The sequence below is a fragment of the Rheinheimera muenzenbergensis genome (genome assembly GCF_036984005.1).
GTDB lineage: Bacteria > Pseudomonadota > Gammaproteobacteria > Enterobacterales > Alteromonadaceae > Alishewanella > Alishewanella muenzenbergensis.
The window spans coordinates 265348-281153 of record NZ_JALAAR010000002.1 but is presented as its reverse complement, the minus strand read 5'-3'; the positions used below and the strand labels follow the sequence as shown (position 1 = coordinate 281153).

Here is a 15806-nt window from a genome sequence, read left to right as displayed (position 1 = left end):
ATGGCGGACGCAGGAGGATTCGAACCTCCGACCGCTCGGTTCGTAGCCGAGTACTCTATCCAGCTGAGCTATGCGTCCGGGGTGAAGCAAATTTTAGCACATTTTATTTAAAGCACAGTGCAAGGTGCTGCCCATATCAGATGGCGGACGCAGGAGGATTCGAACCTCCGACCGCTCGGTTCGTAGCCGAGTACTCTATCCAGCTGAGCTATGCGTCCGGTCTAATAAAAATGGCGGAGAAAGAGGGATTCGAACCCTCGATAGAGTTTCCCCTATACACCCTTAGCAGGGGTGCGCCTTCAGCCACTCGGCCATTTCTCCGCTCTGTGTTGCGGCGTGTATATTAATGTCTCAGGAAAATAAGTCAAACAATTTTTGGAACCGGGCCAACTGTTTGCTGACCTTTTAAGCAACTCACCGTGTTTTAGTCATAAAACGTACAAAAACGGTATATTTGATCTACTAAGCGCAGATAAAACAACAAAACTAGTCGTCTTCACCATAAGTCGAACCAGAAGTACCTTTTTCTGCCTGTATCCGCATATAAATTTCTTCACGGTGTACAGAAACATCTTTTGGTGCGTTGACACCAATACGTACCTGATTACCTTTAACGCCCAGTACCGTTACGGTAACTTCATCACCGATCATCAGTGTCTCACCAACACGACGAGTAAGAATTAGCATTCGTTTGCTCCTTGTTCCTTTTTCCCAGCGTGACCCACACCGGTATACACTAAAGCGCCGTATCATAACCCAGCAGACTTGCCGATTAAAAGTAAGGCACTTAAATAAATGATATCTTATCACAGCAATTTTGCTGTCTTAGCGGCGTATTGTAACAATCTGTGCGCCGTTTCCGGCAAATAATCGATACTTCACCGCAACGGTAAGGCAAACAGCCGTTTAAAACAACAGTCGGGCCTGTTTACCAGACAACAAAAAAGGGCGCATGCGCCCTTCTCTGACAACATAAAAAGCAGTTTAGCTCAATTTTTCACGGATATAGCTATTTGCTTCAGTTACTACCTGTGGCAGCGCAGCGACATCAGTACCGCCAGCCTGAGCCATATCCGGCCGGCCACCGCCTTTGCCACCCAGCTTTTGCGCCGCCCAGCCGACTAATTGCCCGGCATGTACCTTGTCAGTTAAATCGGCGCTAACACCGGCAATCAGGCTTATTTTATCCTCATTCACCGTTGCCAGCAGGATCACTGCCGGGCTTAACTGATTTTTCAGCTCGTCGAGCATAGTGCGCAACGCTTTTGGATCGGTAGCCGGTAATTGGGTCACCAACACATTAGCACCGGCAATTTGCTGTGCTTGCTGCAATAATGACGCACCGGCCTGGCTGGCCATTTTTGCTTTTAACTGTTCAATGTCTTTTTCCAGCTGGCGGCTACGGTCCAGCGTTTGCTGCACCCGCTCAGCAATACTGAACACATCACCTTTTAGCGCGCCGGCAACCGCCTGCGCCTGTTGCTCCAGTTGCTGCACAAAGGCAACCGCACCGGCACCGCTGACTGCTTCAATCCGGCGCACGCCAGAGGCAATACCGGCTTCAGAGACAATTTTAATTAAGCCAATGTCACCGGTACGCTCGACATGGGTACCACCACATAATTCGATGGAAAAATCGCCCATCGACAGCACCCGTACTTCATCGTCGTATTTCTCGCCAAACAGCGCCATAGCACCAGCGGCTTTGGCGTCGTCAATTGGCATAACCCGGGTTTGCAACTGCAGATTTAACTGCACCTGCTCATTAACCATGCTTTCAATAGTACGCAGCTCTGCGCTTGTTACCGCTTCAAAATGGCTGAAATCAAACCGCAATCTGTCAGGGCCAACCAGCGAGCCTTTTTGCGTAACGTGCTCGCCTAACACCTGGCGCAGTGCAGCATGCAGCAAATGCGTGGCAGAGTGATTACGCTTGATAGCGCTGCGGCGCGCAGCATCGACCCGGGCTTCAACTTTACTGCCAACCGTCAGCTTGCCGCTAAGCTTACCTTTATGCGCGAACGCTTTGGCCACTTTAATGGTGTCGCTAACAGCAAACACTGAGCCATCGGCCAGGGTTAAGCTGCCGGTATCGCCCATCTGGCCGCCCGATTCAGCATAAAACGGCGTTTGGTCCAGAATAACTAAGGCTTCTTCATTATCGCCCAGGCTGTCACAGTGCTTACCATCACGCAGTATTTCTGCCACAGTGGCATTGCCAAACTCATGCTGGTAACCGGTAAACACAGTTTGCTGGTTTGATGTCAGTGCGGCATTGTAATCGGCACCAAAATTAGACGCCTGCTGAGCGCGTTTGCGCTGCTCGGCCATGGCGGCATCAAAACCGGCCTGATCAATTGTCAGGTTACGCTCACGTGCAACATCGTTAGTTAAATCAACCGGGAATCCATAGGTGTCGTAAAGTTTAAACACCAGATCGCCAGGTAACTCGCTACCCGTTAAGCCAGCCAGAGCTTCTTCCAGAATGGCCAGGCCACGCTCCAGCGTTTTGCCAAACTGTTCTTCTTCCAGCTTCAGTACTTTTTCAACTACGGCTTGTTTGGCGGCCAGCTCTGGATAGGCCTCGCCCATCTGTGCCACTAAGGCCGACACCAGTTTGTAAAAGAATGCCCCTTTGGCGCCCAGTTTATTACCATGTCGTACTGCACGGCGCACAATACGGCGCAATACATAGCCACGCCCTTCGTTGGAAGGCTGCACGCCATCAACAATTAAAAAGGCACAGCTACGGATATGATCCGCCACCACGCGTAACGATTTATCGGCTAAATCTGTGGCACCGGTCACGTCTGCTGCCGCTTTAATCAAGGCAACAAAGGTATCGATTTCGTAGTTGCTGTGCACGTGCTGCAAAATTGCGGCTATACGCTCCAGCCCCATGCCGGTGTCTACGCTGGGTTTTGGCAGCGGCTCCATCCGGCCGTCACTGTGGCGGTTAAACTGCATAAAGACGATATTCCAGATCTCGATATAACGGTCACCGTCTTCTTCAGCTGAACCTGGCGGGCCGCCCCAGATATGTTCACCGTGATCATAGAAAATCTCGGTACAGGGGCCACAAGGGCCTGTGTCACCCATAGCCCAGAAGTTGTCCGACGCATAAGGCGCGCCTTTATTGTCACCAATGCGGATAATACGCTCTGCCGGCACACCTACGTCGTTTAACCAGATGTTGTACGCTTCGTCATCGGTTTCGTATACGGTTACCCACAGCTTCTCTTTTGGTAGCTTCACCACTACGGTTAAAAACTCCCAGGCGTAAGCGATAGCATCTTGCTTAAAGTAATCACCAAAGCTGAAGTTACCCAGCATTTCAAAGAAGGTGTGGTGACGTGCGGTATAACCGACGTTTTCCAGATCATTGTGCTTACCGCCAGCCCGGACACAGCGCTGTGCTGACACGGCACGGTTGTAACTGCGTGGGTCCTGGCCGAGAAACACGTCCTTAAACTGCACCATACCCGCATTGGTAAACAACAAGGTGGCATCGTTACCCGGGATCAGCGAGCTGCTGGAAACGACCTGATGCTGTTTGCTGGCAAAAAAATCTAAAAAGGCGTGCCTGATACCGGCCGATGTCATAGTCATGGAAAAATCCTGTCCGCTTGAGTATTACTCTGTTTGATTAATGGCAAATTGAATTTGTTCGTTACTAAAGCCACGGCGCTGCATATACGCCATGCGTTTATATTTGTCTTTATATTCGGTTACGGCGGTTTGGCCGTATTTTTTCTGGTATTGCTGCTGTGCTAAGGCAAACCAGTCTATTTCAAGCTCTGCTGCACACTGCTCTACCTGATCACGGCTGATGTTCTGTTGCCGGCATTCTTGCACTATATAAGCTAAACCATAGCCTTTATTGGCCCGGCTACGCAGTAGCATACTAATAAACCGCTGTTGATTCAGATAGTTTTCTGCCTTACACCAGGCAATAACCTGAGCAATAGCACCGGCTTCTGCGCCCTGGCGAGCCAACCGCTGGCTCAGCTGGCTTTCGCTGTAATCGCGCCGGCTCAGCCAATTCAAAGCTGTGCGTTTTAGTTCAGCCAGTTCAGTCACGGCTACACTTCCAGCACGGCTTCATCAGTGGGTTTGATCTGCAAGGCAAAAAACTCATTAAACGATAAAAAGAATGCAATATGCAGCAGCGGTAGCACCACTATTAAGCCAATAAAATACGTAGGCATGGTAAGCATTATCAGCAGCATACTCAAGAGGCTGAACAGCGCCAATGGCGTTATATTACGCCAACACGCAGCAAAGCTGGCTTGCATAATTGCCAGCACACTGCGCTCTTGCAGGAAATAGGCTATCGCCACCGAATAGGCAAATATCATTTTAGTTAAGCTAAACCAGACGGCAAACAGCAATACCGCCGGCATACTAATACTGCCGTCGATAACTTGCTGCTGTAGCAGGGCATATAGATAAATCAGCGGGATAGAAACAAATAACTCGGTCAGTGCCAAGCGGATAAAAACCGGCCGGCAGCCTGGCTCTTTAAACGGCTGGTACAGCCCCAATAAGCTAATGGGCTTTTTTTGCTGCACCGCTACAATGCTTTTATAAACACCAGCGGTAAGAAATGGCATAGCTAACACGCCAATAAAGGTTGTTACAGGCGGCAGCATCATGCTTAGCAACATAAAACCGGCCATATGCAGGTACATCAACAGCCATACCGCGGGTGCCTGCATCAGGATTTGCCAGCTTTGCTTTAACCAGGCCAAAGCGGCCAGCGCCGGCGCCCGTCTTATCACTAGTTTTACTTTAAACTGCTTTTCCACCATTACTCCGCATTGTTTGCCCGCAGCACTTAATGCACTGGCGGCTAATGATACTGCAAAACGGCGTAAATTAAGAGAGCCAGCTGTGGCTGCAACGGCGGTTATTGCCTTAGTTTTTGTCTGGCTGCAATTCTTTTAACAAACTGCGGCCCGCATCGCTTTGTTGCAAATGCCAGCGAATAAAGCGGTTATCAACATGCACTGCCCGGCTAAGTTCTGCCTCATAGTGCCAGTTAGCCAGCAAACGCTGCCCGGCACCGGCATACATTAGGCCCACTACCTGGCCCTGACGGTTAAACGTAGGTGCACCGGTCACTTCTCCGCAACTGTCTACACTGGATAAAAAATTGGCATGAACACTGTCATTTTTACCATCGACGCTGTGTTGCAGACGGCTGAAGGGTAAATACCACACCGCATCTTGTGGCTGGTAACCACTTATCTCGCCAACACTAAAGCGTAAATCGCCGTTAGCTTCGGCATAGGTAGGCTTACTATTGGCATCATTGTACGCCATGATGACTTCCATCAGCGCTGCTCTGGCCTGCTCCAGTTGCACCGCCAGCTGTTGACGTTGCCCGGCCAGTTGTTGCGTGGTGTCCTGCATGGCTACGGCAAAATTGATCAGCGGATCGTCGCTGTCAGCAAAAGCCTTGCTGTCGGCATCAAGCCATGCCAGGCGACTGGTGCTGCGAGTCAAGCCGGTTAGGCGATAGATCGCCGACAGTTTGTGCCGTACAATTTCGCGGTTAAAGCCATCGCTGAGGGCAAAATACTGATCCAGCGCCGGCAGACGCAAAGTCTGCGGCAGCTCCGAATATAACTCGAGAAAATGCAGCGCCAATGTCTGATCAACCCTGGCATCAAAGCTGGCATCAAGCTGCGTCAATTGCGGTTGCAGCTTGTTGCGGTGCTTAGCACGGCTTTGCTGATCGGCCGCCAGCGCATGCTGATACAACTGCAAGGCTAACGCCGGCAATCTGGCATAATACAAATTATCCAATACCTGATCGCGCAGCATCAGTTGCTGATGCTGTAACTGCAACTGGCGAAAACGTTGTATGGCAGCACCATAAAGTTGCTGCCGTACCGGGCTGGCACTTATCCAGTCACTGATCTGTTGTTGCTTCTGTTGCCGCCTGGCAATCATCTGCCCTTGCTGATATTCCTGCAACATCGCCTGCCGGTGCCGGTGCTGGCGGGCTAACTCTGTTTGCAGCGCTAACGTCGCTTCAGGTTGCAGCTTATTGATCTCGTCCAGCACCGCCATGGTACGTTTGGATTGTGCTTGCGCCTGCGGATACAGCTGTTCAAACAAAAACTGCAGTTCTTCGACAGAGCTATAACGCTGGCTTTGCGGTACAAAATCAGGCACTAACACTTTTTGCTGCTCTGTCACACCATCAAAGGTCATGCGGCTGTATGGTAAAGCGGCAACCTGGCCATCCGGTTGATATACCCTCAGCAGGGCAAAGTCGGCATCATAGCGGGGCCAATGATTGTCGTCCTGCTGCGGCACATGCTGTGGCGGCAAATACACCAGCCGGATGTCGGAAAACGGCTGATAATACTGCAAGGCAAACTGCAAACCATAGTGCAGCTTGTTTAGCCGGCAAAGGCGTCCCTGTTGCTGACAGCGATTTAATAATTCCTGCTCCAGCTCAGACAAACGGTCAGAGCGGGCAAGGTCATTAGCGGTTTCATTCAGCTGGCGGTTTATCGCGACAGTTACGTCTTGCTGCTCTGTTGGCTGATATATGGTTAACCCGGGCAGACGAGCTTCATGTTGCGCCTGGGCCACGCCAAAACCGTTAGCCTGCGCTGCTGTTAAATAAGGCGTGATACAGCGTGCGCTGGTAAGCAGCAAGCCATCAGCTGACACGAACACCGCACTGCACTGCCCCAGTTTTACTACTGAGTGGCGAATGCTATTGAGCGCAACGATATTGTTTGGCTGTTCAAATTGGGCTTGCGATCTAACATTGTCGCCAGACAACTGTCCTGGCAACCAAAATCCTTCACCGGCTTGCACATTGCAGCCACTAAACCCGCATAACAGCGCTACAGCTAGTAATATTCTCATACTCTGGTATTGATAAAGTTTCACCGGCGCACGCTACCACAACAAAGCCTCCGGCTTATCTTGCTTGCGGTAAAGCACCATTATTTGCGACCACTGCCACTGACAGCGCTGACAAAAATCCGTGCCAGAGCTTGATATCTGCCCTGTTGTCCGCATAATACGGCGACGGTTCTGCACGGAAAATGTTATGGAAAATTTTATTGAGAAACTGATGTATTCATCGCGCTGGATCATGGCACCAATTTATCTGGGACTCAGTCTGGCGCTGCTGGCGTTGGGCATTAAGTTCTTTCAGGAAGTGTTTCATATCATCCCTATTATCCTCAGCATGAAAGAAGTCGAGCTGATACTGGTCGTGCTGTCATTAATTGATATAGCGCTGGTTGGCGGCCTGATAGTGATGGTAATGTTTTCCGGCTACGAAAATTTCGTATCCCGCCTCGACTTAGAAGGCAATGACGACAAACTTAGCTGGCTGGGTAAACTGGATTCCGGCTCACTGAAAAACAAAGTTGCCGCCTCTATCGTCGCTATTTCATCTATTCATCTGCTAAAGGTATTTATGAATACCGAAAGTATCGCTAACGATAAAATTATGTGGTATTTGCTAATTCATATTACCTTTGTATTGTCCGCATTTGCGATGGGCTATCTGGATAAAGTGCTGCGTAAATAACCTGGCGCTGTAACACTGGCGGTACTACTCGACATACAGGAGGTTGGGGGTGACGATTAAGCGGCTTGCAGCAACATTCGGCTGGCTAAGCTTAGGCTTGCTGGCCTGTGCCTTTGCCTGGCGTGCAGTCGCGGCACAGTACGGCACTCCACTACTTAGCAACTTTAAGCCAAAAGACTACAATGGCGGCACGCAAAACTGGGCCATAGTGCAGGATCAACGCGGCCTGCTCTATGTCGGCAACAATGTCGGCGTACTGGAGTTTGATGGCGCCCAGTGGCGGATGATCCCCACCCGCAACAAAGCCGTGGTGCGCTCGCTGGCATTGGCCGACAGTGGCCGTATTTATGTCGGTTCAAAGGGCGAAATAGGCTATATAGACCCGACATTACCGCAAAACCAGCAATATATTTCACTGCTGTCAGCCGTCCCCTCGCAATACCGGCAATTTCAGGATGTCAGGCAAACCTATGTCATGCCAGATGGTATTTATTTTTTTAGCCGGGACTATATTTTTCGTTACAACGAGCAAGACGCCGGCCAGGTTAAAGTATGGCGCAGCAACAGCACCTTTCTCAAAGCCTTTAAGTTAAATAACCGCTTGCTGGTGAAAGAAGAAAACACCGGCCTGCTGGAGCTGCACAACGATGATTTTAAACTGTTGCCCGGCTCAGAGCCCTTTAGCCAGCTCAATTTATTTATGCTGCAGCAGTTTGATGACAAGACACTGCTGGCCGCCAGCCGTGAGGGCAAATTATATCTTTTTGCCGATAAGCAGCTAACCCGCTGGCACACCAATATTGACGAGGAATTGCAGCAGGCCCGCATTTATACCGGTATGCGGCTGGAGAATGGCGATTTTGCGCTCGGCAGCAGCCAGAATGGTTTATATATCGTCAGCGCCGATGCTCAGCTAAAAAGCCATATCAATAAGGCCTTTGGTTTAGTAGACCAAAACATCAGAGCCATGTATCAGGATCATCAGCAAGGTTTGTGGCTGGCGCTGGACCACGGCTTAAGCCGTATTGATCTGGCAGCTGCTATTTCGCAATACAACAGTGCTCATGGCCTGCAAGGCAATGTGTTGGCATTACATCAGCACCAAAACACCCTCTATGCCGGCACCAGCCTGGGCCTGTTTCGTAAAGATCAGCACAACCGCTTTAGCCTGATCCCCGGGTTGCAAAAACAAACTTGGGACTTTGCCAGCTTTGACAACAATTTGCTTATTGCAAACAGCGCTGGCGTATACCGCTACGACGGTCAGCATGCCAGTTTGCTGCGCAGTTCAGCTCAGGCATCTAAAGTGTTATATCCGTCGCCGTTGCAACCTGGCCGGTTTTTTGTTGGCTTACAAGACGGCCTGGCCAGCATAAAACAACAGCCGGATGGCAGCTGGACAGATGAAGGCCTGATCCCCGGCATTCAGGGCAATTTAAACAGCATACTGCAAACGGCAAACGGCGAAATCTGGCTCGGCACTCTGGCGCACGGCGTCTATTTGTTGTCGTTGCCTGCAGGCTGGCCAGATAGCAACGGCCAGGTTGTGGTGCAGCATTTTAATAAAACAGACGGTTTACCCAGCAACAACCGCAACTCGGTACACTGGTATAAAGACCAGTTATTGTTCGCCACCGTGGCCGGTTTTTACCGCTTCGACAAGCGGCAACAGCGGTTTTATCTTGACCCACAACTGGGCTCTGCCTTTAGCCACACTCAGCCCTGGGTGCGTTATCCGCAGACAGACAAAAACAATAACCTCTGGCTGTTAACCTGGGACAACGATACCGGTAGCCGCCAGGCCGGCATGCTTGAGGCCGATGCTGCCGGTCAGTATCAATGGCAAGCCTCTGCGCTGCAGCCATTGCTGGATATACCACTGGATACGCTATTAATTGATGAACAAAACGTAGTGTGGTTTGGCGGCGCTGAAGGTATTTTCCGCTTTGCCGGCAGCGAACACCGCAATCTGGCACCGAAACAACCGCTGCTACGCCGCGTTCGCGCTCTGACCGGCGATGTGTTTTATCATGGCGGCGACTTACCGGCTAAGCTGGCCCTAAATGCCGGCCAAAACCAATTGCGGTTTGAATACGCCAGCCCGAATTACAGCCACCTGTTTTTGCCGCAATTTCAGGTAAAGTTACAGGGACATGACGACGACTGGTCGGGTTGGAACAACGAAATGTACCGCGATTACACCAACCTGCCCGCCGGTGATTATCAGTTTATGCTGCGCAGCCGCGACCATGCCGGTAATCAGCTATTATCAGCGCCGCTGACGATACAAATTCCGGCCCCCTGGTATCTATCCTCAGCCATGCTGCTGCTGTATGGGTTACTACTGTTGTTGGCCATCTATCTGTTGCTGAAAGGGCGAACCTGGCAACTAGAGCAGGAGCAACAGCGGCTTACTGCACTGGTGCAACAACACACGGCCCATTTAAAACAGACTATGCAACAATTGCAGCAGGCAAAACAGACTGCGGAAGCCGCTGCCAAGGCAAAAAGCGAATTTCTGGCCAATATGAGCCATGAGCTGCGTACACCGCTAAATGCAGTATTGGGCTTTGCAGAGCTGGCCCAACAAAGCCCGGATCCACAACAGCAAATTGGTTATGTGGCAAAAATTCATGCCTCAGGAAAGATTTTATTAAGCATTATCAATGATATACTTGATTTCTCTAAAATAGAGGCCGGTAAACTTGAACTGGAATGCCGGCCTTTCAGCCTGCGCCGCATGCTGGAGCAGGTTAGCGATATGTTCAGCCTGCAACTGGCGCAAAAACAACTGCACTTTGCCTTGCAACTGGACGCCAGTGTACCCGACAGCTTTAGCGGTGACAGCCTGAGGCTAAGTCAAATACTGATTAACCTGCTGGGCAATGCCATCAAATTTACCGAGCGCGGCGCCATAACGCTTAACATCAGTGCCAGCAGCGCCCGGCAACATTGCCAACTGCATTTTGCCGTAACCGACACCGGTATAGGCATTAGCGAGCAACAGCAAAAGCGGCTGTTTATCGCCTTTAATCAGGGCGACAGCTCTGTCAGCCGTAAATTCGGTGGTACCGGCCTGGGTTTAACCATTTGTCAGCGCCTGCTCAGCCTGATGCATAGCCAGCTACAGGTTGTCAGTCAAAGCGGGCAAGGCAGTACCTTTAGTTTCAGTATTACCCTGCCACGGGTTGAACCGATAGCAGCGCCAGCGGACAACACTGACAGCAGCAAAACTAAACAAGCTGCGCCGGTAAGCAACCGTAAGATACTGCTGGTAGAGGACAATTATTTTAATCAGGCGCTGGCACAGATTATTCTGCAAAAACTGGGCTATCAGGTGCTGACAGCGACCAATGGCCAGGCAGCGCTGACGTTATTGCAACAGCAACACATAGATCTGGTGCTAATGGACATTGAAATGCCGGGCATTAATGGCTACGAAACCACGCAACAGTTACGCCAGTTGCCCAATATGGCCAGCTTGCCGGTCATTGCCATGACGGCGCATCACGGCGCAGATACCCAACAAGCCTGTCTGGCAGCCGGGATGAATGATTTATTGGTAAAACCTATTGAAGCCGCCAGCCTGGCCAAGCTACTAAAACACTGGTTGCAGCCTTAGCCGTTGCCCTGTTAATCGTCGCAATAAAACCGGTTTGGCAGCTGCTGGTTTAGCTGCATAAAATAACGCAGCTGTAATTGCTGGTACCAGTTATCCATTAACACACTCAATAAGGCGCGGTCAAAGCTGCGCTGCAATTGCGGATCTCTGAAGGCGGCACGATACAAGCTGGAATTAAACAGTTCATGAATTTGCACCGCCGCCGGTGAACCACTGGTTTGCTGATGATGCATAAAAATATTCCGGTCCAGCACTATCGCCTGCGCCCGGCCACTAAACAGCATATCGACCTGGGCCTTTTGATCGACCGTTTCAAGATAGCCAGTGTTATGCACTACCGCATCGCGGTAATCGGCACCCAGCACCCGGCTGGCGCCCTGAAAAGCAACCACCTGTTTATCGGATAAATCTGCCGGATGGGTAATAGTTAGCTCGTCACGAGCCAGGGTTACCAGTACATTCTGATAACGGATATAGGGCTGGGAGAAATACAGTTCGGCATCAGCGGTGTCGTTTGGCTGTAAGCTGGCAATATCACCGTTGCCGCTCTCCAGCAAGCCACGGATCCGCGAGTTAGGTACAAAAACAAACACCGCTTCATGCCCCATGCGCCGCACAATTTCACGCAGCAACTCCAGCTCGTAGCCACTTACCGTTTCCAGCCGGATATAAGGCGGCTTGTTTTGCCCCACCAGCACGTTAAGCGCTGCGGCCTGCACGGTTAAATGGCTTGCCGGTAGCCATAAACCACAGATCAGTAAGGCAAAGCAGCCAAACAATTTACGCATCAGGCACTCCTGATAATATTTTGCTTAAGTTTAGCTGGTTTTACCTGACTGCAATGCTTAATTGCAAGCTGTTTACTAATGCAGGAACAACAATAGCCTGAATAATAACAAATACTTACTCAGGCTGATGGTGGCAAATTGTTAACGTAAATTTGGCGCCAGCCAGCTTTGCGCCTGCTCAAGGCTCCAGCCTTTTTTCGCCGCGTACTCATTAAGCTGGTCAAAGTCGATTTTACTGACGGCAAAATACTTACTGTCCGGGTGAGCAAAGTACCAGCCACTTACCGCTGCGCCCGGCCACATGGCGTAGCTTTCGGTAAGCGTAATGCCGGTTTGCGCTTCCACATCCAGCAGCTGCCATAAAGTACCTTTTTCCGTATGCTCCGGGCAGGCCGGATAGCCCGGTGCCGGCCTTATGCCCTGATATAACTCACGAATAAGCTGCTCGTTATCAAGCGTTTCATCAGCGGCATAACCCCAATATTCACGCCGCACTTTTAAATGCAGGTATTCGGCTAAGGCTTCGGCTAAGCGGTCCGCTAAGGCTTTAACCATGATGCTGTTGTAATCGTCATGTTCGGCGGCAAACTTAGCGGCAAACTCATCAGCACCAAAGCCGGTGCTCACTGCAAAGCCGCCGATATAATCTTTTATGCCGCTATCGACCGGCGCGATAAAATCGGCCAGGCTGCAATTGGGCGCATTGTTTCTAAGCTGCAGCTGCTGGCGCAGGTTACACAGCCGGGCTTTTTCGACTGTGCGGCTGTCGTCGGTGTATACAATAATGTCATCACCCAGGCTGTTGGCCGGAAATAAACCAAACACCGCCTTACCTTTGACATGGCCGCCATTAATCATGGTATCAAGCATGGCATTGGCATCTTTAAACAGCTTACGCGCCTCTATACCGACTTCAGCGTGGTTTAAAATGGCCGGGTATTTACCGGATAACTGCCAGGTTAAAAAGAACGGTGTCCAGTCGATATAATCGCGCAACAGGTTTAAATCAACATCCTGCCACAAGTGCACGCCGGGCTGTTTTGGTGCCGGTGCAACCTTGGTTAAATCGAGCTGGAATTTATTCGCCCGGGCCTCGGCTAAACTCAGCAGCTTTTCACCGGGGCGCGAACGCGCATGTTGCTCACGCGCCACCACATATTCTTGTTTAATGCGGGCTAAATAATCGGCTTTGCTATCCGGGGTGATTAACGACTGCACCACCGACACACTGCGCGACGCATTGGGCACATAGACCACACCATTGGCATAATTTGGCTCAATTTTCACCGCGGTATGGGCCTTTGACGTCGTCGCGCCGCCGATCAGCAATGGTTGGCTAAAGCCCAAACGGGTCATTTCTTTCGCCACGTGCACCATTTCATCTAACGACGGTGTAATAAGACCCGATAAACCTATCACATCGACATTTTGCTCTTTGGCAACGCGCAATAGCTCGGCGCACGGCACCATCACGCCTAAATCAATCACTTCAAAGTTATTACACTGCAGTACCACACCAACAATATTTTTGCCGATATCGTGCACATCGCCTTTAACTGTGGCCAGCAATACCTTGCCCTGGGCGCGGCCACCTTCTTTTTCCTGCTCAATAAAAGGCTGCAAATAGGCCACGGCTTTTTTCATTACCCGGGCAGATTTCACCACCTGTGGCAAAAACATTTTACCTTCACCAAACAAGTCACCCACCACGTTCATGCCGTCCATCAGCGGCCCTTCTATCACATGCAGTGGTTTTTCTGCCTGTTGGCGCGCTTCTTCGGTGTCGATATCAATAAAGTCGGTAATGCCTTTTACCAGCGCATGCTCCAGCCGTTTATTTACCGGCAGGCTGCGCCAGGCGTCATCCTGCTTTTCAGCGACGCTGCCATCACCTTTAAACTGGGCCGCAATGTCGAGCAAGCGCTCGGTAGCATCATCACGGCGGTTTAATATCACATCTTCGACCCGTTCTTTTAACAACGGTGGGATATCGTCATACACAGTCAGCTGGCCGGCATTTACTATGCCCATATCCATACCGGCAGCGATGGCGTGGTATAAAAATACCGAGTGAATAGCTTCGCGTACCGCATCATTGCCGCGAAACGAAAACGATACGTTAGATACACCACCGGAGATTTTCGCATGCGGGCATAAGCGTTTTATCTCGCGAGTGGCTTCGATAAAGTCGACCGCGTAGTTATTGTGCTCTTCAATGCCGGTGGCTACGGCAAAGATGTTCGGATCAAAAATAATGTCCTGTGGCGGAAAGCCGATTTGCTCAGTCAGGATGCTATAAGCGCGCTGGCAAATTTCGACCTTGCGAGCCTTGGTATCGGCCTGGCCCTGCTCGTCAAACGCCATTACCACTACCGCCGCACCATAGCGGCGTAATAAGCGTGCCTGCTGTAAAAATGGCGCTTCGCCCTCTTTGAGCGAAATGGAGTTAACCACCGCCTTGCCCTGAATGCATTTTAACGCGGCTTCAATCACCTCCCATTTCGACGAGTCGACCATAATCGGCACCCGCGAAATATCCGGCTCGGACGCCAACAGCTGCAGATAGCGCACCATGGCAGCCTTGCTGTCGAGCATGGCCTCGTCCATGTTGATATCGATAATTTGCGCGCCGTTTTCTACCTGCTGACGTGCTACATCCAGTGCGGCTTCATAGTCGCCGTTTAAAATCAGCTTTTTAAATTTTGCCGAGCCGGTAACGTTAGTCCGCTCACCGACATTGATAAATCTGGCTTGTTGTTGCATTACCACTCCAGAGAAAAGGCTTCAAGGCCGGCTAAGTTAAAACTATGGTCCGGCGTTTTCGGTTGCCGCGCCGGCGCAGCTTTTACCGCCTCAGCGATGGCTTTTATATGCTCCGGTGTGGTGCCGCAACAGCCACCAACAATATTGAGAAAACCCTGTTTAGCCCAATCAGCAATTTCTGCTGCCATTTCCTCTGCACCCAAATCATATTCGCCAAACTCATTCGGTAAACCGGCATTGGGGTGCACCGAGACATAGGCTTCTGACACGCCAGACAGCGTCTCGACATAAGGCCGAAGTAAATCCGGGCCTAAGGCGCAGTTCAGGCCAAAACACACCGGCTCAACATGCGCCAGGCTGTGATAAAAGGCTTCAGTGGTCTGGCCCGACAAAGTACGGCCCGAGGCATCGGTAATAGTACCGGAGATCATCACCGGCAATTTAAAACCCACTTCATCAAATACTTTAAGCACAGCAAAAGCCGCCGCTTTGGCATTTAACGTATCAAAGATGGTTTCCAGCATAATAATGTCGGCACCGCCTTCGATTAGCGCATGGGTTGATTCAGTGTAAGCATTTACTAACTCATCAAAGCTGACATTGCGAAAGCCAGGGTCGTTTACATCCGGCGATATCGACGCGGTGCGGTTAGTTGGCCCTAACACCCCGGCAACAAAGCGCGGTTTGTGCGGCTCAAGTGCGGTCACTTCATCACAGACTTTGCGCGCCAGCGCTGCAGATTCGCGGTTAATCCGTGCCGACAGACCTTCCATCTGGTAATCGGCCATGGCAATGGTAGTAGCGTTAAAGCTGTTGGTTTCAACAATATCGGCACCAGCCAGCAGATACTGGCGGTGAATATCAGCGATTAGATCCGGCTGTGTCAGCACCAGTAAATCGTTATTGCCTTTGACATCACAGGGCCAGTTGGCAAATTCACTGCCGCGATAATCGGCTTCTTCCAGTCGGTGCTGTTGGATCATGGTACCCATGGCGCCATCGAGAATAAAAATACGCTCAGATAACAGTTTACGAAAATGGTCAGGCGTCAGTCTTGCAGTCATAA

The 15806-nt window shown here is 50.8% G+C and carries 10 protein-coding genes and 3 tRNA genes; 2 read left to right on the top strand and 11 right to left on the bottom strand.

Annotated features, from left to right (window positions below; all coding sequences use genetic code 11):
• Nucleotide 1: 1 nt before the first annotated feature.
• The 8 genes from MN202_RS03455 to MN202_RS03420 form a co-directional block, all read right to left on the bottom strand.
• Nucleotides 2-78 (bottom strand) — tRNA-Arg (locus MN202_RS03455).
• 63 nt (nucleotides 79-141) lie between these two features.
• Nucleotides 142-218: transfer RNA gene (locus tag MN202_RS03450), tRNA-Arg, on the bottom strand.
• A gap of 13 nt (nucleotides 219-231) precedes the next feature.
• Nucleotides 232-321 (bottom strand) — tRNA-Ser (locus tag MN202_RS03445).
• 165 nt (nucleotides 322-486) lie between these two features.
• Complete coding sequence (gene csrA, locus MN202_RS03440) at nucleotides 487-687, bottom strand: carbon storage regulator CsrA (RefSeq protein WP_335734691.1); 201 nt, start codon at nucleotides 685-687, stop codon at nucleotides 487-489.
• 297 nt (nucleotides 688-984) lie between these two features.
• Nucleotides 985-3603, bottom strand: coding sequence for an alanine--tRNA ligase (gene alaS, locus MN202_RS03435; RefSeq protein WP_418333934.1), 2619 nt, complete (start codon nucleotides 3601-3603; stop codon nucleotides 985-987).
• Nucleotides 3604-3633: 30 nt separating this feature from the next.
• On the bottom strand, nucleotides 3634-4080 hold the full coding sequence (locus tag MN202_RS03430; protein ID WP_335734689.1) for a regulatory protein RecX: 447 nt from the start codon (nucleotides 4078-4080) through the stop codon (nucleotides 3634-3636).
• A gap of 2 nt (nucleotides 4081-4082) precedes the next feature.
• Nucleotides 4083-4808, bottom strand: a complete 726-nt coding sequence (locus MN202_RS03425) for a hypothetical protein (RefSeq protein WP_335734688.1) — start codon at nucleotides 4806-4808, stop codon at nucleotides 4083-4085.
• 109 nt (nucleotides 4809-4917) lie between these two features.
• Nucleotides 4918-6891 (bottom strand): S46 family peptidase, encoded by a 1974-nt coding sequence (locus MN202_RS03420; protein WP_335734687.1) that lies wholly within the window; start codon nucleotides 6889-6891, stop codon nucleotides 4918-4920.
• Between the two features lie 187 nt (nucleotides 6892-7078).
• Here MN202_RS03420 and MN202_RS03415 point away from each other — a divergent pair, with 187 nt between their 5' ends.
• Both MN202_RS03415 and MN202_RS03410 read left to right on the top strand, forming a co-directional pair.
• Complete coding sequence (locus tag MN202_RS03415; RefSeq protein ID WP_335734686.1) at nucleotides 7079-7567, top strand: TIGR00645 family protein; 489 nt, start codon at nucleotides 7079-7081, stop codon at nucleotides 7565-7567.
• A gap of 49 nt (nucleotides 7568-7616) precedes the next feature.
• A complete protein-coding gene (locus MN202_RS03410) occupies nucleotides 7617-11189 on the top strand; it encodes a response regulator (RefSeq protein WP_335734685.1) in 3573 nt (1190 codons plus the stop codon).
• Between the two features lie 11 nt (nucleotides 11190-11200).
• Here MN202_RS03410 and MN202_RS03405 read toward each other — a convergent pair whose 3' ends face one another.
• The 3 genes from MN202_RS03405 to MN202_RS03395 form a co-directional block, all read right to left on the bottom strand.
• Nucleotides 11201-11977 carry a substrate-binding periplasmic protein gene (locus tag MN202_RS03405; RefSeq protein WP_335734684.1) on the bottom strand — a complete coding sequence of 259 codons (777 nt, stop codon included), beginning with the start codon at nucleotides 11975-11977 and terminating at the stop codon, nucleotides 11201-11203.
• Between the two features lie 141 nt (nucleotides 11978-12118).
• Nucleotides 12119-14740, bottom strand: a complete 2622-nt coding sequence (gene metH / locus MN202_RS03400) for a methionine synthase (protein ID WP_335734683.1) — start codon at nucleotides 14738-14740, stop codon at nucleotides 12119-12121.
• Complete coding sequence (locus MN202_RS03395; protein WP_335734682.1) at nucleotides 14740-15804, bottom strand: homocysteine S-methyltransferase family protein; 1065 nt, start codon at nucleotides 15802-15804, stop codon at nucleotides 14740-14742. The genes metH and MN202_RS03395 overlap by 1 nt, the downstream gene beginning before the upstream one ends.
• Nucleotides 15805-15806: the final 2 nt, after the last annotated feature.

Coding starts and splice junctions, on each gene's coding strand:
- csrA (WP_335734691.1), bottom strand. CDS start 687: ATGCTAATTCTTACTCGTCGTGTTGGTGAGACACTGATGATCGGTGAT.
- alaS (WP_418333934.1), bottom strand. CDS start 3,603: ATGACATCGGCCGGTATCAGGCACGCCTTTTTAGATTTTTTTGCCAGC.
- MN202_RS03420 (WP_335734687.1), bottom strand. CDS start 6,891: ATGAGAATATTACTAGCTGTAGCGCTGTTATGCGGGTTTAGTGGCTGC.
- MN202_RS03415 (WP_335734686.1), top strand. CDS start 7,079: ATGGAAAATTTTATTGAGAAACTGATGTATTCATCGCGCTGGATCATG.
- MN202_RS03405 (WP_335734684.1), bottom strand. CDS start 11,977: ATGCGTAAATTGTTTGGCTGCTTTGCCTTACTGATCTGTGGTTTATGG.
- metH (WP_335734683.1), bottom strand. CDS start 14,740: ATGCAACAACAAGCCAGATTTATCAATGTCGGTGAGCGGACTAACGTT.
- MN202_RS03395 (WP_335734682.1), bottom strand. CDS start 15,804: ATGACTGCAAGACTGACGCCTGACCATTTTCGTAAACTGTTATCTGAG.